The organism is Clostridia bacterium (genome assembly GCA_012840125.1).
Lineage (GTDB): Bacteria > Bacillota > DULZ01 > DULZ01 > DULZ01 > DULZ01.
In genome coordinates this window covers 18,654-42,790 of the sequence record DULZ01000029.1, presented here as the reverse complement: position 1 = coordinate 42,790, position 24,137 = coordinate 18,654, and the positions used below count along the sequence as shown (strand labels likewise).

29 protein-coding genes are annotated in these 24,137 nt (G+C 50.9%); 1 reads left to right on the top strand and 28 read right to left on the bottom strand.

Annotated elements, in window-relative coordinates; genetic code table 11:
• The 10 genes from GXX34_03450 to ytfJ all read right to left on the bottom strand — a co-directional run.
• On the bottom strand, positions 1-710 hold a 710-nt coding region (locus tag GXX34_03450), incomplete at its 3' end, for a 3-deoxy-7-phosphoheptulonate synthase (protein HHW06582.1).
• 167 nt (positions 711-877) lie between these two features.
• Positions 878-1,741: a chorismate mutase gene (gene aroH, locus GXX34_03445; protein ID HHW06581.1), complete on the bottom strand. Its 864-nt coding sequence runs from the start codon at positions 1,739-1,741 to the stop codon at positions 878-880.
• Positions 1,742-1,752: 11 nt separating this feature from the next.
• Positions 1,753-2,163 carry a hut operon positive regulator HutP gene (locus tag GXX34_03440; GenBank protein ID HHW06580.1) on the bottom strand — a complete coding sequence of 137 codons (411 nt, stop codon included), beginning with the start codon at positions 2,161-2,163 and terminating at the stop codon, positions 1,753-1,755.
• Positions 2,150-3,427 (bottom strand): NAD(P)/FAD-dependent oxidoreductase, encoded by a 1,278-nt coding sequence (locus tag GXX34_03435; GenBank protein HHW06579.1) that lies wholly within the window; start codon positions 3,425-3,427, stop codon positions 2,150-2,152. The genes GXX34_03440 and GXX34_03435 overlap by 14 nt, the downstream gene beginning before the upstream one ends.
• Positions 3,424-4,416 carry a ketol-acid reductoisomerase gene (gene ilvC / locus GXX34_03430; protein ID HHW06578.1) on the bottom strand — a complete coding sequence of 331 codons (993 nt, stop codon included), beginning with the start codon at positions 4,414-4,416 and terminating at the stop codon, positions 3,424-3,426. Before ilvC ends, GXX34_03435 begins: the two co-directional genes overlap by 4 nt.
• 97 nt (positions 4,417-4,513) lie before the next feature.
• Positions 4,514-4,966, bottom strand: a complete 453-nt coding sequence (locus GXX34_03425; GenBank protein ID HHW06577.1) for a hypothetical protein — start codon at positions 4,964-4,966, stop codon at positions 4,514-4,516.
• Positions 4,967-5,111: 145 nt separating this feature from the next.
• Positions 5,112-5,843: an rRNA pseudouridine synthase gene (locus GXX34_03420; GenBank protein ID HHW06576.1), complete on the bottom strand. Its 732-nt coding sequence runs from the start codon at positions 5,841-5,843 to the stop codon at positions 5,112-5,114.
• Between the two features lie 97 nt (positions 5,844-5,940).
• Positions 5,941-6,471: a spore maturation protein gene (locus tag GXX34_03415; GenBank protein ID HHW06575.1), complete on the bottom strand. Its 531-nt coding sequence runs from the start codon at positions 6,469-6,471 to the stop codon at positions 5,941-5,943.
• A gap of 8 nt (positions 6,472-6,479) precedes the next feature.
• The gene (locus GXX34_03410) at positions 6,480-7,073 is read right to left on the bottom strand and encodes a spore maturation protein (GenBank protein ID HHW06574.1); all 594 of its coding nucleotides are present in this window, start codon (positions 7,071-7,073) and stop codon (positions 6,480-6,482) included.
• A gap of 93 nt (positions 7,074-7,166) precedes the next feature.
• Positions 7,167-7,619: a sporulation protein YtfJ gene (gene ytfJ / locus GXX34_03405; GenBank protein ID HHW06573.1), complete on the bottom strand. Its 453-nt coding sequence runs from the start codon at positions 7,617-7,619 to the stop codon at positions 7,167-7,169.
• A gap of 158 nt (positions 7,620-7,777) precedes the next feature.
• Here ytfJ and GXX34_03400 point away from each other — a divergent pair, with 158 nt between their 5' ends.
• Complete coding sequence (locus GXX34_03400) at positions 7,778-8,008, top strand: hypothetical protein (protein ID HHW06572.1); 231 nt, start codon at positions 7,778-7,780, stop codon at positions 8,006-8,008.
• Between the two features lie 346 nt (positions 8,009-8,354).
• Here the strand turns inward: GXX34_03400 and scpB are convergent, their stop codons facing one another.
• The 18 genes from scpB to GXX34_03310 all read right to left on the bottom strand — a co-directional run bounded on the left by scpB (position 8,355) and on the right by GXX34_03310 (position 24,121).
• A complete protein-coding gene (scpB, locus tag GXX34_03395) occupies positions 8,355-8,870 on the bottom strand; it encodes an SMC-Scp complex subunit ScpB (GenBank protein HHW06571.1) in 516 nt (171 codons plus the stop codon).
• Entirely contained in the window at positions 8,860-9,621 is a 762-nt protein-coding gene (locus GXX34_03390; GenBank protein HHW06570.1) for a segregation/condensation protein A, read from the bottom strand. Before GXX34_03390 ends, scpB begins: the two co-directional genes overlap by 11 nt.
• 60 nt (positions 9,622-9,681) lie before the next feature.
• Entirely contained in the window at positions 9,682-10,674 is a 993-nt protein-coding gene (gene trpS, locus GXX34_03385) for a tryptophan--tRNA ligase (GenBank protein HHW06569.1), read from the bottom strand.
• A 34-nt stretch (positions 10,675-10,708) separates the two neighbouring features.
• Positions 10,709-11,326 (bottom strand): site-2 protease family protein, encoded by a 618-nt coding sequence (locus tag GXX34_03380; protein ID HHW06568.1) that lies wholly within the window; start codon positions 11,324-11,326, stop codon positions 10,709-10,711.
• Positions 11,323-13,935 carry a CBS domain-containing protein gene (locus GXX34_03375; GenBank protein HHW06567.1) on the bottom strand — a complete coding sequence of 871 codons (2,613 nt, stop codon included), beginning with the start codon at positions 13,933-13,935 and terminating at the stop codon, positions 11,323-11,325. Before GXX34_03375 ends, GXX34_03380 begins: the two co-directional genes overlap by 4 nt.
• Before the next feature lie 13 nt (positions 13,936-13,948).
• On the bottom strand, positions 13,949-15,262 hold the full coding sequence (gene lysA / locus GXX34_03370) for a diaminopimelate decarboxylase (protein HHW06566.1): 1,314 nt from the start codon (positions 15,260-15,262) through the stop codon (positions 13,949-13,951).
• A 119-nt stretch (positions 15,263-15,381) separates the two neighbouring features.
• Positions 15,382-16,359 (bottom strand): 2-hydroxyglutaryl-CoA dehydratase, encoded by a 978-nt coding sequence (locus GXX34_03365; protein ID HHW06565.1) that lies wholly within the window; start codon positions 16,357-16,359, stop codon positions 15,382-15,384.
• Positions 16,356-17,447, bottom strand: a complete 1,092-nt coding sequence (locus tag GXX34_03360) for a CoA protein activase (protein ID HHW06564.1) — start codon at positions 17,445-17,447, stop codon at positions 16,356-16,358. Before GXX34_03360 ends, GXX34_03365 begins: the two co-directional genes overlap by 4 nt.
• Positions 17,444-18,409 carry a hypothetical protein gene (locus tag GXX34_03355; protein ID HHW06563.1) on the bottom strand — a complete coding sequence of 322 codons (966 nt, stop codon included), beginning with the start codon at positions 18,407-18,409 and terminating at the stop codon, positions 17,444-17,446. Before GXX34_03355 ends, GXX34_03360 begins: the two co-directional genes overlap by 4 nt.
• Complete coding sequence (locus tag GXX34_03350; protein HHW06562.1) at positions 18,406-18,975, bottom strand: stage V sporulation protein AE; 570 nt, start codon at positions 18,973-18,975, stop codon at positions 18,406-18,408. Before GXX34_03350 ends, GXX34_03355 begins: the two co-directional genes overlap by 4 nt.
• 3 nt (positions 18,976-18,978) lie before the next feature.
• Positions 18,979-19,335, bottom strand: a complete 357-nt coding sequence (gene spoVAE / locus GXX34_03345) for a stage V sporulation protein AE (GenBank protein HHW06561.1) — start codon at positions 19,333-19,335, stop codon at positions 18,979-18,981.
• 15 nt (positions 19,336-19,350) lie between these two features.
• Entirely contained in the window at positions 19,351-20,361 is a 1,011-nt protein-coding gene (gene spoVAD, locus GXX34_03340; protein ID HHW06560.1) for a stage V sporulation protein AD, read from the bottom strand.
• A 12-nt stretch (positions 20,362-20,373) separates the two neighbouring features.
• Positions 20,374-20,820: a stage V sporulation protein AC gene (gene spoVAC / locus GXX34_03335; protein ID HHW06559.1), complete on the bottom strand. Its 447-nt coding sequence runs from the start codon at positions 20,818-20,820 to the stop codon at positions 20,374-20,376.
• 130 nt (positions 20,821-20,950) lie between these two features.
• A complete protein-coding gene (locus GXX34_03330) occupies positions 20,951-21,160 on the bottom strand; it encodes a dodecin domain-containing protein (protein ID HHW06558.1) in 210 nt (69 codons plus the stop codon).
• Between the two features lie 100 nt (positions 21,161-21,260).
• Positions 21,261-22,046, bottom strand: coding sequence for an RNA polymerase sporulation sigma factor SigF (gene sigF, locus GXX34_03325; GenBank protein HHW06557.1), 786 nt, complete (start codon positions 22,044-22,046; stop codon positions 21,261-21,263).
• Positions 22,047-22,058: 12 nt separating this feature from the next.
• On the bottom strand, positions 22,059-22,499 hold the full coding sequence (locus GXX34_03320; GenBank protein ID HHW06556.1) for an anti-sigma F factor: 441 nt from the start codon (positions 22,497-22,499) through the stop codon (positions 22,059-22,061).
• 13 nt (positions 22,500-22,512) lie between these two features.
• Entirely contained in the window at positions 22,513-22,851 is a 339-nt protein-coding gene (gene spoIIAA, locus GXX34_03315; GenBank protein HHW06555.1) for an anti-sigma F factor antagonist, read from the bottom strand.
• 121 nt (positions 22,852-22,972) lie between these two features.
• Positions 22,973-24,121 (bottom strand): D-alanyl-D-alanine carboxypeptidase, encoded by a 1,149-nt coding sequence (locus tag GXX34_03310; protein ID HHW06554.1) that lies wholly within the window; start codon positions 24,119-24,121, stop codon positions 22,973-22,975.
• Positions 24,122-24,137 lie beyond the last annotated feature (16 nt).

Below are 24,137 nucleotides of genomic sequence, written 5' to 3'. Positions count from 1 at the left end.
CAAAAGATGACATTGAAGTTACCTTCGGCCATAATGTATTCCGCGGCCAAGATCCATTCTTCAAAGGTGGCACACGGGCCTCGTTTTAGCAGCACAGGCTTGCCGGTTTTGCCAATCTCTTTGAGGAGATGAAAGTTCTGCATATTGCGAGCCCCTACCTGCAGGATATCAGCGTATTCAATAACTAACGGCAAATGCTCCACCGCCGTTACTTCCGTGACAATTTTCAACCCTGTGGCTTCGCGAGCTTGGGCCAGCAGTTTAAGTCCCTCTTCACCCAATCCTTGAAATGAGTAAGGCGAAGTCCTAGGTTTATAGGCTCCGCCGCGCAGGATCGTTGCTCCCGCTTCCTTTACCAGGCGAGCCACCTGCATGAGCTGTTCCTCGCATTCTACGGCGCAAGGACCGGCCATGACATGCACACCTTTACCACCGATGCTAAGGTCCCCGACTTGCACTTGGGTCGGTTCCGGCTTAAAATCCCGGCCGGCTAGTTTGAACGGGTGGAGAATTGGCACCACTTTTTCCACACCGGGCATGGCCTCCACGGCCATAGCGGTTACTCTTTCCTTGGTATTCGCTCCGATAACACCGATAATGGTGCGGGACACGCCTTGTGAAAGGTGCAGTTGAAAGCCGGCCTGCGACAGTTTGTCCATGACGGCCTGAATGTCCTGCTCGGCAGCTTTATGTTCCATGACAATGATCATATCCAACCATCCTCCTTATTTGACTGATCCCGGTTCCCAACCGGGGACCGGCAAATACAAAAAGCCACTCTGACCTGTGACAGAGTGTCTTACCACTTTCCTGCCTTCCTACCGTCCTTCCGCATGGATTTGCTAATCACGGCACGGCCGCCCACACAAAGATCAATTTAAAGGATGTCTTCCAGTTGAACCAGCAGCCCGTCAACACCCGGCACCCGCTCCCAGGGAGAGTGACCGGGGCAGATTAAATACGGCCCGTCATGCCCTGCCGCTCCTATTTCTTCCCTCGGTACCAAGAAAGCGGTAACCGACCGGTAATCACGGTAATTTTGCAAGTTAGCAAGTTTCTTAATGACCGGTTGGACATAACCATGACAGTCTTTAGGAGATTCATCCCCCATGAACAGCAAGTAATCCAACCGGCAAAAGGTGGAAAGCTCTTGGATAACATACCTGGGCGTGTCTTGGAAGATGCCGACTGTGCCCACAAAAGGAGGCAGTTTTTGAATGATTTCCCTGGCATGTTCCGGGTTAACATAAGGGTGGCTCTTAGGCTCTAAAACAAAACCTAAAGCATGAGCTCCCTTCTCAATAGCCAGAAGGGCCTCCTGCCAGCAGGTGATACCGGAAACCAGGATTCTCGTTTGCTTGCGTGTCTCTATCTTTTTCACCAAATCGGGTCGCAAGCGCTGGGCTTCCCCCAGGTATATGTGTTGAATCTCCGTTGGGCGCAAAGGAGTATAGGCGTGGACGAGAATACGCAGCGTTCTGGGCAAGTCCGGTGCTTCAAATTGCTGCACATCTAACAGGGGTACGTGAACCCATCCCAGTTGTCGGGCAGCGGCTGCAGGAAATGCGGCGTTGAGATCCCTGGAAGCCGTAAAGATAATACTGACGATATCTTCCACTGCTAAACCGTTGGCTTCGACAACGGCCAGCAGCAATTCCCGAGTAGCTTTCCAGATAGCTTCCGGTGTGTTGGCGGAAACAGAAGTTGCTCCTCTAATGGCTCGAATGTTTTGATGCTGCATGGGGATCCTCCTTACGGTACCGCCCGGTGCCCCAGTCCAATGGCCACTTCATCGAGATGAACCAGCCCAATGCCGAAAAAGACCGCCACGCTGACGTGATCATCGATGCGGGCCATGCCTATTTTACCCCCTACATTGAAACCCAATGCCTTAGGCATGAGTTGCGATAAGGCCTCCCTGGTGGCACCGGCGATAGCTCCTTCATCGGCATGGGTATCTTTGATAATACCTTCCCGTTTCGCCGCTACAATGGCCCTTTCCACCACTTTCGAGGCTGAAGGCAAGAATTCGCCCCCAAAATCCACTGCGGCTGCTTTAATGCCCTGCCGGCTGAGAGTTTTTTTCAACTGGTTTTCCTCTTCCCGGGAATCCGTCAGGGCCATCTGGATGGCAGCCCGCGCCGCTTGTTTACTGCCTTGCATTTGGTCCACCTTCCCTTGTTTTGTTCATGGAGACAGCTGCCGATTGACCGGCTAGATAGCCGGTAGAAAAAGCAGCTTGCAGATTAAAACCTCCGGTGAACCCGTCAATATCGAGGATTTCACCGGCAAAGTAAAGATTGGCGATGAGCTTGGAAGCCATGGTCTTGGGATTAACTTCTTTCAGGTTTATTCCCCCGGAGGTAACCATGGCTTCTTCGATGGGACGGGCTTGGCTGATGGTGAGAGGTAGGCCCTGCAGTGTCTCGCACAGTCGTTGACGCTCCATTCTGGTCAACTGGTGCACCGGTTTTTCCGCCGGCAGGTTACTGTAGGCGGTGACGGTCTTGATCAGTCTCTGGGGCAGCAGGTCCACCAGAGCATTTTTCAAGTGCTTGGCTGCATGTCTTTGAAAACCGGCGCTCAACTGCTTATGCTGGGTTTCCCGGTCAATCCCCGGCCGTAAGTTAATAAGAACCTTAACCGGGCCGTTTGCCAGGGCTCTCACAACGTTCCTGCTTAAATTAAGGATGGCCGGTCCCGATACACCGAAGTGGGTGAACAGCATCTCGCCCCGCTGTTCTCCCACTTTCCGGTGGTTGCTCCATGCTGTCACCTGGACGTGTTGCAAAGATAGACCCCTTAGTTCTTTCACCCAATCTTCTACGGTTTCCAAAGGCACCAGGGAAGGCCGCAGAGGTGTAACAGTATGTCCCAACTCGCGGGCCCATTGATAGCCGTCTCCGGTTGAGCCGGTACGGGGATACGATAACCCACCGGTGGCCAGAATAACTGCTCCAGCGGGCATGAACCCTTGTTCAGTAAAGACACCGTTAATCCTGTTTTGCCCGGTACTGATGCCGGCTACTCTGGTGTTCAACTTGACTTGCACCTTGAGGTGATGCAGGTAGCCGGTTAAAGCATGCAGCACATCCTTGGAGCGATCAGAAACGGGGAAGACACGTCCTCCCCGCTCCTCCTTCAGCTCTACTCCCAGTTCGGCAAAAAAGTTCATCAAATCCATATTGGATAAATTGTTTAATGCGCTGTAGAGAAAAGGGCCGTGTTCCGCAAACTGTTGAATAAACAGGTCCAGGGGAGCCGTGTTGGTTAAATTGCAGCGCCCGTTTCCCGTCATAAGAAGCTTAAGTCCCAAGCTGTGCTTTTTTTCCAAGATGACTACCGGAGCTCCCATTTCGGCGGCGCCAATGGCGGCAAAGATGCCTGCCGCGCCGCCTCCTAGGACCAGGATTGGTGCGGAACTCATTTTTTCAACCAGGGCATCATTTCCCTCAGCCGTGCACCGACTTGTTCGATGAGATGGCTTCTGTCCATGGCGTCCAAAGCATTAAACTGGGGCCTGTTGGCTTGGTTTTCCAAAATCCATTCCTTGGCAAACTCGCCGGTTTGAATCTCTTTTAAGATCTGGCGCATCTCGTTCTTCACAGCTTCATTGATGAGCCGTGGACCCCTGGTTAAGTCGCCCCACTGGGCGGTATCGCTAATGGAGTAACGCATCCAGCTGATGCCTCCTTCGTACATCAGGTCCACGATAAGCTTCATCTCATGGAGGCATTCAAAATAAGCCATTTCCGGTGAGTAACCTGCTTCCACCAGTACTTCAAAACCGGCTTTGATCAAAGAAGTCAGTCCACCGCAAAGAACAGCTTGTTCACCGAATAGATCGGTTTCCGTTTCTTCTTTGAAAGTTGTCTCAATAACTCCTGCTTTGGTAGACCCGATACCCTTGGCAAAGGCCAGTGCCGTGTCCTTGGCTTTGCCGGAATAATCCTGGTAAACAGCAATCAAAGCCGGTACTCCGGCACCTTCTTGATACATCCTGCGCACCATATGACCCGGACTCTTGGGAGCAATCATGATTACGTCCACATCATGAGGGGGCACAATTTGTTTGAAATGAATATTAAAACCGTGGGCAAAGCTTAAAGTATTGCCCGGTGCGAGATTTGGAAGTATATCTCTCTCATATACCTCTTTTTGCTTTTCATCCGGCAGCAGAACCTGAATAATGTCAGCAGTCTTTACTGCTTCCGGAACCGGCATCACTGTCAGACCGTCCTGCTGTGCTTTGGCGACGGATTTGCTGTCGGGTCGCAGCCCCACAATGACCTCAACACCGCTATCTTTAAGGTTTTGCGCCTGGGCATGTCCCTGGCTGCCGTAACCTAAAATAGCTACCTTTTTTCCTTGCAGCAAATTCAAGTCAGCATCGTGATCATAATACACCTTTAACACCGTTTTACTTCCTCCTTAGCCCAAAAGAATTTAAACGTATAGATTCTAAAATTTTTGGCAATATCCTGCTTTTCTGTCCATGAATAGCGAAAATCTTCTACCGCCTGTGCCTGGCCTCTTGGGAAAGCCGGTGGTATTTGATTTCTTCGCTAATCTTAAAGAGCAATCTTTCCAAGCCGTGGCCGGTAAGCGTGAACTCTTGCGGCTGCAGGATATCAATTTTCCTGAACTCTTCCCGGATGACAAAGCGAATGAGGTCCTCCACGGATGATGCCCACAGGGTGACGATAAGCGGTGCGTAATAGATGTGGTTGTCCAAAAACTCGTCGTACACCTGGTAGACATCCAGGCTTAAATCTATATCTTCAATAACGATTCCTTGGTAAGGAACGTTTCGCAGCAAAGCGGCCTTTTGCTCTCGGATTTCCTCGGCTGTTTTTTCCCCGCTTTTCCCACCAAAGAGAAACTTAGGTTGAGCCTCACCTTGAAAATCCAGGCGAATTTTCACCAGCAAATGACCCTTTTCTTGCAAGTCCGTTGATGGCGCCATGGAATCCCCCTTCTCCCTCTTTCCCCAGCCCGGCTTGTAAAAAACCCCGGCCACCCGGGGGAATCGTACCTTACTTTAATTCTTGGAAAACAACACAATTCCTTTCACATCCGTCATGATTTATTATTATGTTTCCATAAATGCTTTATGCCTTGGCAGGCGACACTGCCTTGTGCAGCTGCTTTATTTCTGCCGGCGTCAGGTAACGGGTTTGGCCCAGGGGAAGATTTCCTAACTCAATGCCGGCCATCTTAATTCTCCTCAGGTAGACTACCGGGTGACCAATTTTATCCAGCATGCGCCGGATTTGGCGGTTTCGCCCTTCATGAATAGTGAGCTCCAGGAGGGTATGGCCTTTTTGGTGGCCGATGATCCGGACTTGGGCCGGAGCGGTAAGTCGGCCGTCCAGCATAATTCCCCGTCTCAGCTTGTCCAAGTCTTGCCGTCCTGGCTGTCCCTGCACTAAAGCCCGGTAGGTCTTCTTCACCTGAAATCTTGGGTGGGTCAGTTTATACGCTAGGGCACCGTCGTTAGTTAACAATAATAGTCCCTCCGTATCCATGTCTAACCGGCCCACCGGGAAGACCCGGGCCGGCACATGTTTGACCAGGTCCAGTACGGTGGGCCGGCCCCGGTCATCCCTTGCGGTGGTCACAAAACCAGCGGGCTTGTTTAACATGATATATACGTGCTTTTCCGCAGCTTTAATGATTTGACCGTCCACTCTGACCAGGTCAGTGCCTGGATCAACTGTGGTGCCTAAGGTAGTAACGGTCTTCCCGTTAACTTCCACCCGACCTTCAGTAATCAGTTTTTCCGCTTCCCGGCGGGAAGCGATACCGCAGCGCGCCAGGTACTTATGTAGCCGTTCTTTCACTTGCTATCGCCCTTGCTTTAATGATATAACGATTAAATCATATAGACAAGGCACCCCTGTGTCAAGATTTGGACAAGAGGTGCTTACCGGCCTGCAACTAGCCAAAAACTAAGTTGGTAATAAAAATAGCCGCCATCAAGCTGGTAATATCGGCAATTAACCCCAAGTGTAAAGCGTACCGGTATTTAGTAATTCCGACGGAACCGAAATAAACGGTCAATACGTAAAAAGTGGTATCAGTGCTGCCCTGCATGGTGGAGGCCAATCTGCCCAAGTAAGAATCAGGCCCGTAAGTGCTGATCATTTCTGCTGCAATTCCCAAAGCCCCTCCCCCTGATAAGGGTCTCATGATGGCCAGGGGAAGGATACTTGGGGGTATGCCCAACAAGCTGGTGACCGGTTCAATGGCTTTGACCAGCAAATCCATGGCCCCGGAAGCGCGAAAAACACCGATGGCTACCAGCATCCCTACCAAGAAGGGAATAATCTTAACCGCCGTGCGAAAACCGTCCTCTGCACCTTGTACAAAAGTCTCATATACTTTTACCCCGCGCACATAGGCCGTGACCGGTATCATGAAAAGAAGGCAAGGAATAGCCCAGGTAGAAACCAGGTTTATGATATCGATAAACATGGCTACCTCCTAGTATTCTGGCCAAACCGGGCGCGAAAAATCCGATCGGCGATAATGGCAACAATCATAGCGACGCCGGTGGCAAAGATGGTGGTACCTACTATTTCCGTCGGATTCTGAGAACCGGCTGCTGCCCGTACCCCGATGATGGTGGCAGGGATGATGGTGATACATGAGGTATTCAGAGCCAGGAAGGTACACATGGCGTCGGAGGCTTCATCAGGTTTAGGATTGAGGGATTGCAACCCTTGCATGGTTTTCAGGCCGAAAGGGGTAGCCGCATTGCCCAAACCCAGGATATTGGCGCTCAGGTTCATCACAATCGCCCCCATAACCGGGTGGTCTTTGGGAATGCTGGGGAACAGGTATGAAGTGACCGGTCGCACCAGTCTGGCTATCACCCGGACTAAGCCGGCTTCTTCAGCAATCTTTAGCAAACCGAGCCAGAGGGACATGATGCCGATTAATTCCAACGCGATCGTGACGGCTTTCTGGGCGGAAGAAAGAGCGGCCGTAGTGACCACACCAATGTTACCGTTGATCCCAGCCACTACGATGCCTGAGGTCAACAAAAGGAGCCACACCAGATTAACCATGGCAAACACCTCCATCTATTACCAGTTTTATGAAGTAATGGTAGGAATAGAACGGAGGGTAAAGAAAAAACACTCCGAAGAGTGCTTTTTAATCTACGCCATGGTGTCCTCTTTTTGCTTTTCTTTCGGCTTCTGCCAGATTTCTTGGAGCTGGTTAATAATGCGAGGAGTAAGGTCGATAATCCGGTCAATGGGGGTTCCGCCGTCTACCGGCAGCAGTTTGATATCGTCGTCGCCTACTACCAGGAATCCTACCGGTTGGACGGAGACGCCGGCGCCGCTGCCACCCCCGAAGGGAAAACCGGCGGTTTTGTGATGATTGTTATTATCCTTGTTTTCCTTAGGATGATGGGCCTGGTTGTCTGTGCCGTTTAGGGTATAATCACCGCCGCCTGCGGCAAAGCCGCATAGTACCTTCGTCACGGGGATAATAACCTTACCGTCGTGGGTTTCGACCGGCTCACCTACGATGGTATTTACATCAACCATTTCCTTGATGCTTTCCATGGCTGTCCGCATGAGGGCTTCAATGGGATGGTTGCTCAATTCTCTCACCTCTCACAAAGGAACAAAACATCAACCAGCATAGCCTGCCGGTGGCAGTAATAATATGGCTCACTCGCAGGCCAAATATGCAGTGCAGCATCAATTCGAAGGTTGTACTGCAGAAGTCAGGTGAAACGGAAACCAGCGGTACAGCAGCCATGCGGTCAATCTTTTCTACCAGCCTGCGGATCACTCTGTGCTTGACGAACCACAGGCAGCCGACAGTGAAGCCTGTTACCGCGGGATTGAGCAACCCTATCCTGGTAGACCACTCCAGCCGGTGGCAGGATAGTCTTTCCAGCAAGTACGACGCCGACGATGGGGAAAGCCTAGCCCATCGTCTTGCCGTGCGCAAGATTCTAGGCAGCTTGGACGGCTTTAAACTGTAATTTATGTTGTCTCCAGGCTCGGCTTCACTAATTGCTTGTAAAGCTGCAAGGAACACATCCTTCCATGCCTCACCGGATATGATGAAATCTCGGTGAAAAACACGCCAGGCACCGATACGGCAACCGATAAATAATCTATTGTTGCTGTTTTCCATGTTCAGCTTCAATTCGATGAAGACGGTTGCCTTCGACACTTGATATAACAGGCCCAGTACCAAGACACATCCTAATGTACCCAGCCATAACATGGCTTTCATCCCTTGCCAGAATCTGCCCTCATTAATTTGCCCTTACTTCTTTGAATTGATACTCTCAAGGAAAAACAAAAAAGCCAAGATTAGCGGTGCTAATCTTGATCTTCCAGCGGAGGCAAATCCTCGATACTGTTTAGTCCCAGGTATTCCAAGAACTCGGTGGTGGTACCGTAAAGGATGGGCCTGCCCGGAGTTTCCTTTCGTCCAACCTCCTGAATTAGATTTTTCTCCAACAAGTTAGACAACAAGTGATCTACCTTGACCCCGCGTATGGCTTCTATTTCCGCCCGGGTGACCGGTTGACGGTAAGCGATGATTGCCAGGGTTTCCAAGGCAGCCTTGGATAAGGGACTGGGCTTATGGCGACACAGCTTCTCAATATATTCCGCATAATCCGGTTTGGTAGCCATCTTGTAGCCACCGGCCACTTGGTAGATTTGGATGCCCCGCCCAGATTGTCCATAATCGTCCATGAGGGCAGCGATTAACTCTTCCACTTCCTGTTCGGTAACGCCAACCACCGAAGCAAGTTCTTTGGCGGAAACGGCGCCGTTGCTGGCGAAAAGCAAGCACTCCAGAATAGCTTTCAACTCATCGCTAAACAACATTTTCTTGACCTCCGCCGGCGCTCTGGACCCTTGGCAAAATGCGAATCCTGCCAAAGTTGACGGTTTGGTAGACGTCAACTTGGCCGGTTTTCAGCAGTTCCAACAAGGCCAGAAACGTAACGACAATAAGAGCTCTGGAAGGCCTGGGCGAAAGCAGATCGCCAAACTCCAATCCTGCAGGGTGTTGATAGAGTAGTTCCAGAATCGTCTTCATCTGGGAACTGACTGTGGCTGTTTCCTGCAGTACCTCGTGCACCGGTGGTGGGGAAGCGGCTGCTTCCAAGGCCTTTTTGTACATTTCCAAGAGATCCCAGGGAGACACATTGTGCAAGGGGTTAATGGGAGGAAAGCCGGCCAGAAAACTGCTTAGGTCGAAGGGATGAGTGTATCTTTTTTGATTCTCCAATTCCCTCTTGTGCAGTTCTTCTACCGCTCTTTTGTATTTTTGATACTCCACCAGTTTGACCACCAGTTCCTCCCTGGGATCACGCAGCGGTTCACTGCTGTCTTGTGAAACGGGGGGCCTCGGCAGGAGCATTTTAGCCTTAATTGACAACAAGGTGGCGCCCATGACGACAAATTCGCTGGCAACGGTTAAATCCAGTTCTTCCATGGCCTTCAGGTAGGAAAGGTACTGGTCTGTAATCTTGGCGATAGGAATATCATAGATGTCTATTTCCTGTTTCTCGATTAAATGGAGCAGCAGGTCTAAAGGACCTTCAAAAATCTCCAGCTTAACATGGTAGCTCATAAGCCCCTCCCCTTGGTAATGACCATGGACAACATGTCACCAGCGGCACTTCAGGATAGTTTAATGACTCATGGACATGGCTTCTCGTACCAATGCCATCGTCTTTTCTGCTTCCTGAGCGGCTTTACGTTGTCCTTCCGCCAGTATATCCCTCACCCACTCAATCTTTTGCCGGTAGGCGTTTCTCCGTTCCCGAATGGGTGCCAGAATATTTTCCAACCGGTTGGCCAGCCTGTTTTTGCACTCGACACAACCTATTTCTCCTTTGCGACAGCTCACCGCAATGTCATCCACCTCATCGCCGGCGTAAAACTGGTGATAGGTATAGACGACACATACTTCCGGGTGCCCCGGGTCATTCTTCCTGATCCTGGCCGGGTCAGTTACCATCTGGCGCACTTTCTGGAACAGTTCTTGAGGTTCTACGTCGATGGGTATTTCGTTTCCGTAGCTTTTGGACATCTTGCGCCCGTCGGTACCGGGGAGCACGTTTTCCCTAGATAGGACCGCTTGGGGCTCCGGGAACAAGGATACTTGATAGAGAAAATTAAACCGCCTGGCTATTTCCCGGCACAGTTCCAGGTGAGGTAATTGATCCACGCCCACGGGCACCAGGTTGGCCCGGTAGACCAAGATATCTGCCGCCATCAGCAGGGGATAACCAAGGAACCCGTAGGTGTTAATATCTTTCCCTTGCGTTTTGAGCTGTTGAACTTGGTCTTTGAAAGTAGGTACTCTCTCTAACCAGGATAAGGGAGTAATCATCGACAATAACAGATGCAGTTCCCCGTGTTGTTTAACATGGGATTGCACAAAGACAGCGCTCTTTTCCGGATCCAAGCCCACACTCAACCAATCTAAGGCCATATCGATGATGTGGTCCGGCAGGGCTTTCGGGTTGTCGAAGGCGGTGGTTAGGGCATGCCAATCGACGATGCCGAAATAGCATTCATTGGTATCTTGTAACCTCACCCAGTTTTCTAACACGCTTAGGTGTCCGATATGGAGTTTCCCTGTCGGGCGCATACCGCTGAAAATTCTACCTTTGCTCATGATTGCTCTGTCCTTTCTGTATGGTAATGTTGGTCTATAATCCTACCAGGAAAACGATCAGCTGCAGCAAGGTCATCACCACTGGCACCATCACCCGGCTGATTAAACCGGTGGCCAGGCATAGCAATAAAATCAACGGTCCGTAAGCTTCCAGTCGATAGAAAAACGAACTGTAACCGGCCGGAAGCAAGTTTTGCAAGATCTTGGATCCATCCAGGGGAGGAATCGGCAGCAGGTTGAATACAGCCAATGCCAAGTTTACAAAGAGCAGCTCCCGGAAGAAGTCTTGCAGCAGAGGGGAACCATTGTAGGCCAGCTTGAAGCCAAAGGCCGCCAGGTAAGCCAGTACCAGATTCATGGCAGGCCCGGCCAATCCCACCAAGAGCATGCCTCTCCGCCTGTTTCCGGTAAAATAAAAGGGATTAACCGGTACCGGCTTGGCCCAGCCAAAGCGGGCCACGAGTAACATCAGGGTTCCGATAGGGTCCAAATGGGCCAGCGGGTTCAGGGTGAGGCGACCGTACCGGCCGGGCGTGGGATCCCCTAATAAAGCCGCGGTCTTACCATGGGCATATTCGTGAAAGGTGATGGCGATCAGGATCGCCGGGACAGCCGTCAGCAATCCTTGAAAGGTTAAACTAGGCAAATCTATTCTCCTCCCCTTGCTAATTGTGCTGCCAGCAGCAATTCTTCTTCCCGGCTTGCCACCTTGCCGGTTAATCTGGCCAGCTCTATTTGGCGCAAGATAGTTCCCAGCCTGGGACCGGGGTGGACACCCAACTGGATGAGGTCATCTCCGGTTAAGGCGGGTTTTATCTCGTTTCTCTTTAAAAGATAGGCATAAAAATGATTTCCCATATCCTGCGGGGTGACCAGTGCACTCAACGCCAAAAGAGTGTCATTATCCTTATCCCGGCAGGTTTCATGTATCCAGCCAAGAAAATCTGCCTGGGAAAGTCCCGTATGGGCAAGCTCCTCTTGTACTAAGAACACAGATTCAATGACCTGCCGGACCTTCCGGTTTAAGCCCATCTCCTGCAGCAACGCCGGTATCCCATGGATTGAACAGGGAGACAACAGAATGGACAAGTAGATCCTCCAAGGGACCGCCTTGATGGACGGCGGCAGTTGAGCAATCAATTCTCTGGCGCGTGCTAGAGCGCGAAACACCCGGTGGTCCCATTCAATCCCGGGAAAGACCTGTTTTTCAATGCGGAGATATGCCATGCTTTCCAGAATAGGTAAAGGTTCTTCTTCCGTTAGAATAATCCTGAGCTCATGCCACAAACGGCTTAACGATACTTGGGAAATCCTCTCTTCTTTTATGGCTGCAAGGAGAAACCGGTATGTTTCTTCTTCGATACTCCAATTGAATCTAGTTTTGAAACGCAGGGCTCGCAAAATGCGCGTGGGATCTTCGACGAAGCTCAAGTTGTGCAGCACACGAATGCACCCGTCAATAGTATCGCGATAGCCGCAAAAATAGTCAACCAGTTGGCCAAAGGTATCCGGTGCGAGAGAAACAGCCATGGCGTTCACGGTAAAATCCCGGCGATAGAGATCTTCCCTCAAGCTTCCGCTTTCCACCGTAGGCAAAGCAGCGGGAAAGGCATAAAACTCGGTCCGTGCCGACGCGAAATCAAAGCGGTGGCCGGAGGGCAGCTGTACAGTGGCGGTCTGAAACGCTTCGTGAACACGCACCCTGGCATCATATTCTAAAGCCAACTGTTGCGCCAGTTTTGGGGCGTTGCCTTCCACCACGATATCAATATCCTGGTTAGGGTGGCCTAAGATCATGTCCCTCACGGTACCCCCCACCAGGAAAGCGGGCTGTCCCCCTTGCTTGCCCAACTCGCCTGCTCGTATCAAGAACTGCACAATTTCCGGCGAAAACCTTTGCTGGATTAGCTCTTGGAAATTTGCCTGCATGGGGGCCCCGTAAGGACAGAAATTGACGCTGAATTTACTCGGGTACTCCCCGTGCATTACCCGCAAGAGGTCGGTTCTGGTCACAATGCCTACCAGCGAACCGTTGTCACACACCGGTAATCTCCCAATATCGTGATTGATCATGGCCCGTTCAATTTGCGTAATCGGGGTCTCGGGGGAAACAATCTTGACATTCCGGCTCATATAGGCCTTCACCGGAGCGTGTCCCAAGTTGTGGTGGATGGCTTTATCTACATCCCGCCTGGAAATGACTCCTACCAGTTTTCCCTGCTCGACCACCGGCATACCGGAATGCCCGTACCGGAGCATCAGGCGGGCTGCTTCCTGGATAGTCTGGTTCGGGTCAAGGCTTTTCACCGGACTGCTCATCAAGTTCCCGGCCGTAAGGGGTGCCGGGACGAAGGAAGCCAAGAGAACGTTTAACTTTGCTAACACCTCTGGTAATCCTGCGCCCTTGATTTTGGCCGCTCCTGCTTTCGGATGGCCGCCCCCGCCAAATTGCTCCAATAGGCGATCGATTCTTACCCAGTCTGCGCGGCTTCTAGCCACCAAATCCACGTGTTTGGGGTTGGCCACGGCGGTAATGACAGCGTCGGCGCCGGAATGTTCAATCAATTTATTTGTAATGAGAGCAATACCTCCCACCGGTTTTACCGTCTGGGCGGAACAAACCAAGATGTGGGTACCGTTAATCCACTTTTCTTCCCCGTTTGCCATTAATACATTATATAACTGCTGCTGTTCATGGTTCAATGGCCGGTCCAAAAAAGTATTGACCACGGAGAGTTTGGCTCCGGCTGCCAACAAATCGGCCACCGCTTTGGCATCCCGGTCAGTGGTGCCCATAAACCGCAAGGAACCGGTATCTTGATAAATGCCCATCGCTAAAAGGGTCGCTTCGATGGGACTTAGTTTAATCCCTCTCCCGAGTGTTTCTTCCACAATCAGAGTAGAAGTGGCCCCTACCGGCTCAATTCTTCCTTGCCAAGGAGGCAGAGTACCTGTTTTGAAACGATGATGATCATAAACGATCAGGGCCGCACCTTGCTGCACACAGCGCTGGGCAAACTCCACCCGCTGCAACTGGTTAATATCCACCAGGATAACGGTTTTCACCTGTTCAGTTTTATCTTGCAGCTGGCTGTAACGGTAAAAAGAAAAAATATCTTTATAAAGAGCCAAATACTCTCTTACCGGTTGGCTCAGTTTATTGGGCAGGACCAGTTTGGCATCAGGATACAGTTTTTGTACCCCAATCATAGCGGCCAACCCGTCGAAGTCAAGGTTTTCATGGGAACAGATGATTTCCATCTTACTGCACTCCCTACCTGAGCCGGGAAGGAATCTTGTGTCTTTGCAGGATATGGTCATAGGTTTCTCTTTCGATGATGAGATCCGCCTGTCCATCCCGGACCAGCACTACGGCCGGGCGGCCAAGGTTGTTATAGTTACTGGCCATGGAATAAGTATAAGCTCCGGTGGATGATATGGCCAGCACATCACCCGGTTCCACTCTTGGCAGTTGGATGTCCCAGATGAGCATGTCACCGGATTCACAGCACTTGCCGGTGATGGTCACTGTCTCCTCGGGAGCTGCCAGCATTTTGTTCGCCAGGGCACCCTCGTACCGGGCCTGGTACAGGGCAGGTCTGATGTTATCCGCCATGCCGCCGTCCACCGCCACATACTTGCGCACACCGGGGATATCCTTAATGGAACCAACAGTATACAAGGTGGTACCGGCCGTACCGACGATGGAGCGACCCGGCTCTATGGTTATTTGGGGCTGTGGATAGTTGTACCGCCCAGCTGCTGCAGTGATTACTTCCATGATGGCCCGGGCATAAGCATCAATGGGGGCGGGCGTATCGCCACTGCAATAATAAATGCCGAAACCACCGCCCAGATTGAGTTCTTCGCAGGTGATCCCAGTCTCCTGCCTGATTTCCACCAGAAAATCAAACATGACCTGGGCTGCATGCCGGAAAGCGCCGGTCTCAAAGATCTGGGAACCGATGTGACAGTGAACGCCCTTAAAGTCCAGCCAGGGATATTTGTCCATATTCTTAACAGCTGAGAGAGCTTGGCCGTTAGACAGAGTAAAGCCAAACTTGGAATCGATTTGACCGGTTTGGACGTAGGCATGGGTATGGGCCTCAATACCCGGGGTGATCCGCAGCAGTATTTTTTGTTTCACACCCAGGGAGGCAGCAAGAGAATTAAGCAGTTCCAGTTCATGAAAGTTATCGACGACGATGACCCCTACCCTGTTTTGGAGGGCCATGGTTAATTCCTGGGGGCTTTTATTATTACCGTGGAAATAGATCTTGTGGGGCGGAAAACCGCTGGATAGGGCGGCATAGAGTTCGCCACCGGAAACCACGTCACATCCCAAATTCTCCTCATTAATAATGCGGTACAGGGCGGGACTGGAAAAGGCCTTACTGGCATAAATCACTAGGTTCCTGGGATAGGGTTTAACAAAGGAGTTGTAGTAGTTCCGGCAAGTTTCCCGGATCAAAGCTTCATCGTACACGATCAGCGGAGTGCCGAACTCCTTGGCCAGGTACGTGGTATCACAACCGCCGATTTCCAAATGACCGTGCCGGTTGATGCTCATGGTACCGTGTAATTTCATGCCATCCTCTCCCTACGTACATCTGAAAAATGACTGGGGCTTCCCAGTCATCTTTGGCCAGACGGTAATTTTGCGGTTAGTTTAACATAATATGACAGGTTTGTCAAAACAATAATTTGTTAGGCGCCGGTCCCGACGGCCTTTAGACTTGACCATTTGCCGCAGCGATCGCCCCAGCGGGCGATGATGGTGGATTCCTGCTTAATTTGGATGATTTCACAACCATTGGGGCAGTCCTGGCATTCAAAGCCTGATTGCCGGAACGGTAAGGTAGCACAGCCAAAGCCTTTGAAATTGGTGGAGCGCCCTTTGAGCCATTCCTCCCTCGCCAGGATCGCCATCCCGATGGCTCCCATCACATTGTAATGTTCCGGTACGATGATTTCAGTCTCCAAAGCTTTCTCAAAAGCATCCCTGATACCCGCATTGGCAGCCACTCCCCCTTGGAATACCACCGGGGGCAGGAGTTCTTTGCCCTTGCCCAAATTGCTTAGGAAGTTGCGGACGAGGGCTTGGCAAAGACCGGCCACAATCTCCTCCACCGGGTGCCCCATTTGCTGCTTGTGGATCATGTCCGTTTCCGCAAAGACAGTGCACCTTCCGGCAATACGCACCGGGGCCTTGGCCCGTAAGGCTAGCTTGCCGAATTCCTCGATGGGCAGTCCTAAACGGTGGGCTTGCTGGTCGAGAAAGGATCCGGTACCGGCGGCACAGACCGTGTTCATGGCAAAATCGGTAACGACACCGTCCCGGAGAATAATCAATTTAGAATCTTGTCCGCCTATTTCCAGCACTGTTTGGACACCCGGCACCAATTCAGAGGCCGCCACTGCATGGGCTGTGATCTCATTCTTGACAATGTCAGCCCCAATTAACACTGATACCAGGTGCCGGGCACTGCCGGTGGTGCCGACACCGGCGATTTGCATATGGTCGCCCCACTTGGCTTGAAGCTGGGACAAACCTTTTTGAATAGTGGCAATAGGTTGTCCCTGGGTCCGCAGGTAGATTTTATCAACCAAATGGCCTGTCTGGTCCAGTAGAACGAGATTCGTACTTACAGAACCCACATCGATACCTAGGAATATCTTTTTCATGCTCGTTTCATACTCCTTTTCCGGTGTCTAAGCATCTCAATGAAGGCCTCAAGGCGCGTCAACAGTCCGGCTTCTCCCGTTTGCTCGTCCACATACAACGTCAAGGTGGGTACACCATAAGCCTGGCTCACTCTGGGTAAAACGGAGTGAGCGACAATTTCAGGCATACAAGTTAAAGGCGCAATTTGAATGACTCCATCCACACCCTTCCGGGCATATGCTACCGCGCTGCCTACCGTTTCTCGCCCGTGCCCCCCGACAAAAGAATTCAGGAAGGGCTTGGCCAACTCCGGCGCATTTTTCGTTCCTTCTATGTCCAGGATGCCCCGGAACAAGTGTTCATTTATCCAACTGCTAAGGAATAAAGGCCTTTTCACTTCTACCCCTAAACCGTTGAGATGCCGCTCCAATCCCAAGTTAGCAAAAGGCTCCAACACCGTGTAGATTTCGCCGACGATGGCGACGGTGATCCCTGGTTCTTCTTCCGGTTTAAGAGGCAGGGCCTCCATCTTTCTTAAATAGTCTTGCGTGATCTCTTTGATCCCTTGGACGTAATCCGCCGTTAACAGCCGGCTCTTTGCTTCTTCGAGCAGCCGGTCAACGCAGCCGCGGTGAACTTCTCGCGCTCTAAGTACCAAAGCCTTTTCCTCTAAAATGTCCATGGCCCTGGTTTTATGCCAGGACAGGAGAATAGCCAGGATGACTTGTTTCCAAGGGACTCTTTTTAAGTATTTAATTTTCTGCCACAATTCCCTGGGGTGAGCATCGGGCGGTTCCAACACGATAAGCTCCATTTGAACTCCTAAGTCTCTTAAGATTTCCTGCTGGATGGTTCCGTAATACCCGATACGGCATGGACCGACGCCGCCTACCATAAGAGCCAGTGCAGCTCCCTGCTCATACGCCTCCAAATAGTTCCCGATGTTGATTTTCAACGGCAGGCAGGCAAACTCAGGGGCATACCTGACCCCCAGGGAGAGGGTCTTTTTTGTGCAGGGCGGCGGCACTACCGTTTCCCATCCGAGACCTTGTAACAAGGTCTGCACTGTCAAGTCTAAGTGTCCCATGTGCGGGAAAGTAATCTTCAAGATACCTTCCTCCTACTGATCATGTCGATAAAAGCCTCCAACCTGGTATCCAGGCCCGCTTCACCCGTGTGTTCATCAATGGTTAAGGTCAAGAGCGGTTTTTGGCCCCGGCGCCGCAACAGGCGCTGCAACATCTCTCCGATCATGGAATCAGGGCCGCAGCCAAAGGAAGCCACATGGATGAGCCCGGCCACGTCGTCTCTTGTGATTAGGTATAGAGCGCTGCCTACCACTTTATGCCCCAGGGTCCAGAACACCCTTTTTGGCAGGATGCCGGCTGCTTCGTCGATGACCCGGTCCGGGATCATTTCTGCGGTGATAATCTCCACGCCTAAGTCGTGAAGTTTTTTCACGATGTTCATACTGGCGTAGCGATCGTAAATGTTGTATCCGTGGCCCAATAACCCAATCTTGATAGGTTTCTCACCTTTGACCGTCGCTTTAAATCCGTCCAATATTTGCATGGGATGGGAGCCGTTGTGCATTATTGTTTTGTATTCATCCCATTGTCTGGCTGCCTGCAGGTAGGCGTTTTTGATTGCTTTCTGGGTAAAGCCCAGCTTTTGACCCAGCGCAAGGAAATCGGCGTACATGCCGGTATCCTTTTTGCTGTCATCGAATTTTTGATCAATGATGGGAGGCAAATCAGAAAAGCAGGCTTTAATCATGTCCGGTAGCCCCATGAACTTGGGACAAATATAGTTTTTCTTTTCAATACTGATGATACGAGGCAAAAAGAGGTAATCAACTTGACCGGTTAAGCTGGCCACGTGACCGTAATAAATCTTTACGGGATAACAGACTTCGTCGACCGCTTTTTCCGTACCCAGGTTCACTATTCTCTTGTCCGTGCAGGGTGACAGAATGACGCGGAAACCTAATTCCCTGAAAAAGGTGTCCCACAAAGGAAAGAGATAATAATAAAAAAGCGCCCTAGGTATACCGATGGTTTTGTGGTTCATGTCACTTCATTCCCATCTTGGTGGTTTTGTAAAATGGCTTGTACCGCCTGCAGGGTAACGGGAGAACCATCTTGCTGCCGGTCTTTGCCGGCCATTTTACCTGTGTCCCCGGTACCCACTATCAAAGGAACGGGTAGTTGAGACAATACCTGCACCGTATCGCCGATCAAATACTTCCCGGTGGCCGGCTTGCCGTCTTTGTCCACCGGACCAGGGAAAATTTCTCCATCGCGGGTGACGGAGAAATCGACGGGAGTTCCTTTCGCATCTTTGATATTGGAAGCTACAGCCACCACACCTAATAACTCGATGTCAGGATGCTGCGCCAGGTACGCCAGTGCTGCTTCTCCTTTACCAACACCGTGATGTCCCCGGTCATCAAGCAGCACGATGACAGGATCTTTGGCTGCTTTTTTAATTAGCTCTACCAGTTCCTCACCCGATAAGGGCGTGGGATTGCCAGCCGAGCGGGAGATAAAGCGGCCGCCGAGCCGGCGGGCTATCTCCCGGGCGGCTTTATCCGCCAATTGGTCCCCATCGGTAATTGCAATGACTTTTCTTCCCATACTTCATCCTACCGGTTTAAAGATGACTGCCATAATATAACCAAACACGACTGCGGTGGCCACACCAAGTGCAGTAGCTTCAATGCCGCCGCTTAGAGCCCCGATTAAACCTTTGGAACGAGCGGCCTCAATGGCTCCCTGGGCTAAAGCATGGCCGAAACCGCTGACCGGGATGGTGGCGCCTGCCCCGGCTACATCAACCAGGGGCTGGTAGAGGCCCAGGGCACTGAGTACGGCCCCGGTAGTAACATATCCCACCAGAATATGAGCCGTGGTTATTTTGGTCGGAGTGAGATCCATAATTAATTGGCCAATGACGCATATGAGACCGCCTACGACGAAGGCCATTAAATAGCTCATGGGATGTTCCTCCTCTTACATCTCAATGGCTACGGCATGGGCTATACCGGGTACCGTGTCTCCTTGCTGAGTGGCAATAGGGCTGTGCAAGGCCCCTGTCCCTAAACCCAAAATCCGGCGATAACGACCGGCTTGCATTTCCTGCAGCAAGAAGCCTACGGTGACCACGCCGGAACAAGCACATCCACTGCCGCCGGCATGAACGTCTTGAGAGACATCATAGACAAGCAGGCCGCAATCGGTATAGTTGCGGCTTAAGTCCAGGCCGTGCTTTTCTCCCAGAGCCTGCACCAACCGGTGACCAATCCTGGCCAGATCACCGGTGACGATAAGGTCGTAATAACCGGGATCCCGGCCGGTATCTTCCAAGTGCTGCCTGATGGTATCGAAAGCAGCCGGAGCCATGGCTGATCCCATATCGGTTTCATCGCCCACGCCTAAGTCAACAATTTTGCCGATGGTGGCATGAGTGATCCTGGGCCCCTGCCCCTGAGAGGCTAGAACCACGGCGGCGGCACCGGTGACCGTCCACTGGGAAGAAGGGGTTCTCTGCACGCCCTGTTCCGTAGGAAAGCGGAACTGCCGTTCCGCTGTGGAATAATGACTGGATACGCCTGCGACAACATACTCGGCAAAGCCGCCGTCAACCAACATGGCACCTAAAGCTAAACCTTCATACATGGTGGAACATGCTCCGTAAAGCCCTAAGTACGGTATCGCCAAATCCCTGGCCGTGTAAGTAGCTGAGATAATTTGATTAAGCAAGTCCCCGGCCAGGAAATAATCGATATCGCTTGGTTTTAAGTTAGCTTTTTCAATGGCTAACCTGACCGCAGTCTGGAAAAACTTCCTTTCTGCTTTTTCCCAGGTAGTATTGTAAAAGTAATTGTCCTCAGCAATTACATCGTAATAATCTTTTAATGGACCCTTACCTTCCTTAGGGCCCACGGCGGTGGCCCGGCCGACAATCACCGGTGGGTTAGCGAAAGCAATCGTTTGCTTGCCCACTTTCTTAGCTGCACTCATCTGGAGCCTCCACTACGGAAAGAAATAATAAATCAAGCCAATGGCTACCGAAGCTATAAACCCGTAAGCCAAAACAGGACCTGCAATGACAAACATCTTGGATGACAGGCCTAAGACATAGCCTTCGTTCTTGAATTCCAGCGCCGGAGCAACGATGGAGTTGGCAAATCCGGTAATGGGGACGATGCTCCCGGCACCGGCAAACTTGGCGATGATATCGTAGATCCCTAACCCGGTCAACAGGGCACCGGCAAAAATCATCACTGCTGCGGTAGCACCGATAGCTGTTTTCTGGGGCAAACCGCTGTTGAGAAAGGCCGTTAAAACAAGCTGCCCGATCAGACAGATGGTTCCACCCACAAGGAATGCGCCCAGAGCATTCCTGGCTACCGGCACTTTTGGTTTGACCTTTTTAATCAAATCCTGGTATTCCTTTTGCTCGTATAGCTCCCGTTCCATCTTTATTTGCTGTTCCAGTTCATTTGGTTCCGCCACCAGGTACACCCCCACCCATTATTTTTCCGTTTGCCCACGGTTTTATACATAAAAAAGCACAGCTAGTGGATTAGCTCCACTAGCTGGACGTTGGTTAAAAATCCGGTTTGTCGCTGACACAGGCCACCTTAACATTTGCCTTAAACTCAGAAACCCGGCCGTTTTCCACATTGGCAGTTAAGTTATACACCTCGACCCCCGTCACATTGGGAAGTTCTTTAGACGCTTCCCGTACCGCGTTTTCTACCGCATCCCGCCAGCTGTTCGGTGATTCGCCGACCAGTTCCAGCACTTTGACGTACATTGCCTTTTGCCCTCCTTGGATGGATTTCTTCGATTAAGAGTCTTTTTTAGTATTTCTTCACGGCCGTCAATTATGAAGACAAAAAAAGCACAAGCATGAATTATCTTGCACTATTGCCATCTTGGTTTAATAGTTCTCGCATGATTTTCAAAGCTTGCCGCTCGATTCTGGAAATTTGTACCTGCGAAAGGCCGACGGTTTGGGCTACTTCTGTTTGCGTCTTGTCTTCGAAAAACCGCATCAAAATGACCTGCTTATGCCGTTCCGGAAGTTTTTCCAATACTTCCCTCAAAGCCAGCTTGTCAATCCAAGCTTGATGGTCTTTCGGATCACTGAGCTGGTCCAACAAAAAAATGGGATCTCCCTCATCCTGGTAAAGGGTTTCATAGATGGAACCGGGTTGCTGGATGGCATCCAAAGCGGCAATGATCTGTTCCGGCTTGACGTTCAATTCCTCAGCCAATTCGGAAATGGATGGTTCCCGCCCCAGTTTTTTCGTCAGCTGTTCCCGCAGGCGGTGCACCCGGTAAGCGGTTTCTTTCATGGAACGGCTGACTTTAATTGGATTGTCATCGCGCAAGAATCTTTTTATTTCCCCGATAATCATCGGTACCGCATAGGTGGAGAACTTGACATTGTAGGAAAAATCGAATTTATCGATGGCCTTAATTAAACCGATGGTGCCAATCTGAAACAAGTCTTCTAATTCATAGCCCCTATTGTCGAAACGTTGTACCAGGCTGAAAACAAGCTTTAAATTACAATTGATCAGGTTTTCCCTGGCCTTTGCGTCCCCGGCTTTAGCTTTTTTGAGCAGCTCTGTCATCTCATCATCGGAGAGCAAGGGATAACGAGGCAGGTTCATGTCCGATAAACGGGTGACCATGTTTAACCTCCCCTAATTAGGGGCGTCTTTGCCTGGCGCCAGATGTTTGATTAACACCACCGTAGTACCTTTGCCCACTTCAGAAGTAACCTTTACTTCATCCATGAAGGATTGCATAAAGACGAAACCGAGGCCCATCCTTTCGCTGTCGGTGGAATAAGCAGGCTTTAGCGCCGCTTCCACATCTTCAATGCCTTTTCCGTAGTCCCGCACCACAATTTGAAAAGTCTCGTCAAAACGTGATACTTCTATCTCAACCCATTCGTTGGGACGATGCTCATAGCCGTGAATAATGGCGTTGGAAATGGCTTCTGAAACGGCTACTTTAATATCTTCCAGCTGGTCCACCGTTACATCCAATTGGGCAATAAAAGCCGCTACAGTGACCCGGGCCAGGGGAATGTTTTCAGGTAGACTCTGAATTGTCAGTTTTATGGTATTATGCGCTTTCATGAGAGAGGCCTCCCTAATTCACTTCTTGTAACGCTTGTTCTGTCTGTTGATATACTTTGACAATTCCCATGATTCCTGCCAGTTCCAAGATGCGTTTCACATGGGGTTTCACGCCGACGATGGCCATATTGCCGCCCTGCTCCCGGATGCGGCGATAGCGTCCGAGAATTACCCCCAGGCCGGAGCTGTCGATAAAATCTACTTGTTCCATATCCAAAATGAGGTTTTGCGTTTTTTCCCGGTTGATGGCTCTTTCCACCAAATTGCGGAATGTCTCCGCTGTGAGCAAATCCAGCTCACCTTTGACTTTCACCACTAAGCTGTTGTTGATTTTTTGGGTTTCCAGCAGCATATCCGTTGCCTCCTGTTCACCGTCGCTATGGATGGAATTCGCCATTGCCGGCTTATTTCCTGCTAATTATTGGAACAAAGTAAAAAATTAGCAGCAGGCCAACAGCACCTGCTGCTCTAACTCAAATGGTCAACGCTTTTTGCCACGATTTTCGGAATAACTGCCAGAAAGAAATCCTGGGTATCTCTTCCCCTGCCACCAGGGGTACCCTGCTGATTTCCGTACCGTCTTTAAGAATACGAATGACGCCTATCTCCTGTCCTTTAACCACGGGAGCTAATACAACGTCGGGTGCTTCAACCCTGGTTTCCAGTTGGTGTTCGCCTTGTTTATCTAACAGAGCTCCTACTTTTTGCGCCGCCACCAGGGGTACCGTGTCTTTACTTCCCTTGCTCACTTTGATTTCTTGGACTACGTCTCCCGGAGCGAAATACTGTTCATATTTGAAGCTGGCAAAGCCCCAATTCAGTAGTTTCATGGTTTCCCCAAAGTGACCGTTTTTCCGGTCTACTCCCATGACCACAGACAGGAGTTCCACATTGTTTCGTTCGGCCGTGGCGGTAAGATTTCGTTTTGCTGCCGAAGTGGTGCCCGTCTTCAAACCGGTGGTTCCCGGGTACCACCATAACAACTTATTGGTGTTGTAGAGGATCAGCAACTTGGGTTCAGGCCGGAAGGTATATTCTTTGATGCTGGTTAATTCTTTCATCATGGAAAAGGACAACGCCCACCTGGAGATGAGAGCCATATCCCGGGGGGTAGTATAATGGTCGTCATGATGTAACCCGTGGGAATTGACGAAATTAGTATTCGTGGCGCCGAGTTCCCTGGCTTTCTGGTTCATTCTTTCGGCGAAAGCCTCTTCCGAACCGGCCAAGAATTCAGCCACGGCGACGCTGGCATCGTTGGCCGAACCCACGGCAATGGCAATTAGCATTTCTCTTAAAGGGAATTTTTCACCGGGCTCCAGGTAAACCTGAGTGCCCCCGTAGCCGGCGGCATTTTCGCTGGTAATGACCTCGTCATCCAGGGACACAAGACCTTGCTCAATGGCTTCCAAAGCCAGGCCTAAAGTCATGATTTTGGTCATACTGGCGGGATACCATTTCTTGTCGGCATTCTGTTCGAACAAAACCTGCCCGGTGAGGGGATCCATCAAAATGGCTCCCTCAGCTTCCAAGGTAAGGCTGGGTGCTGCCAGGACCGGGGCCTTGCCCACGGGCGCAAGGAACAAGACCACTAATAAAAGAGTAGTGACACGTCTCCACATATTGTTACCTCCTCGT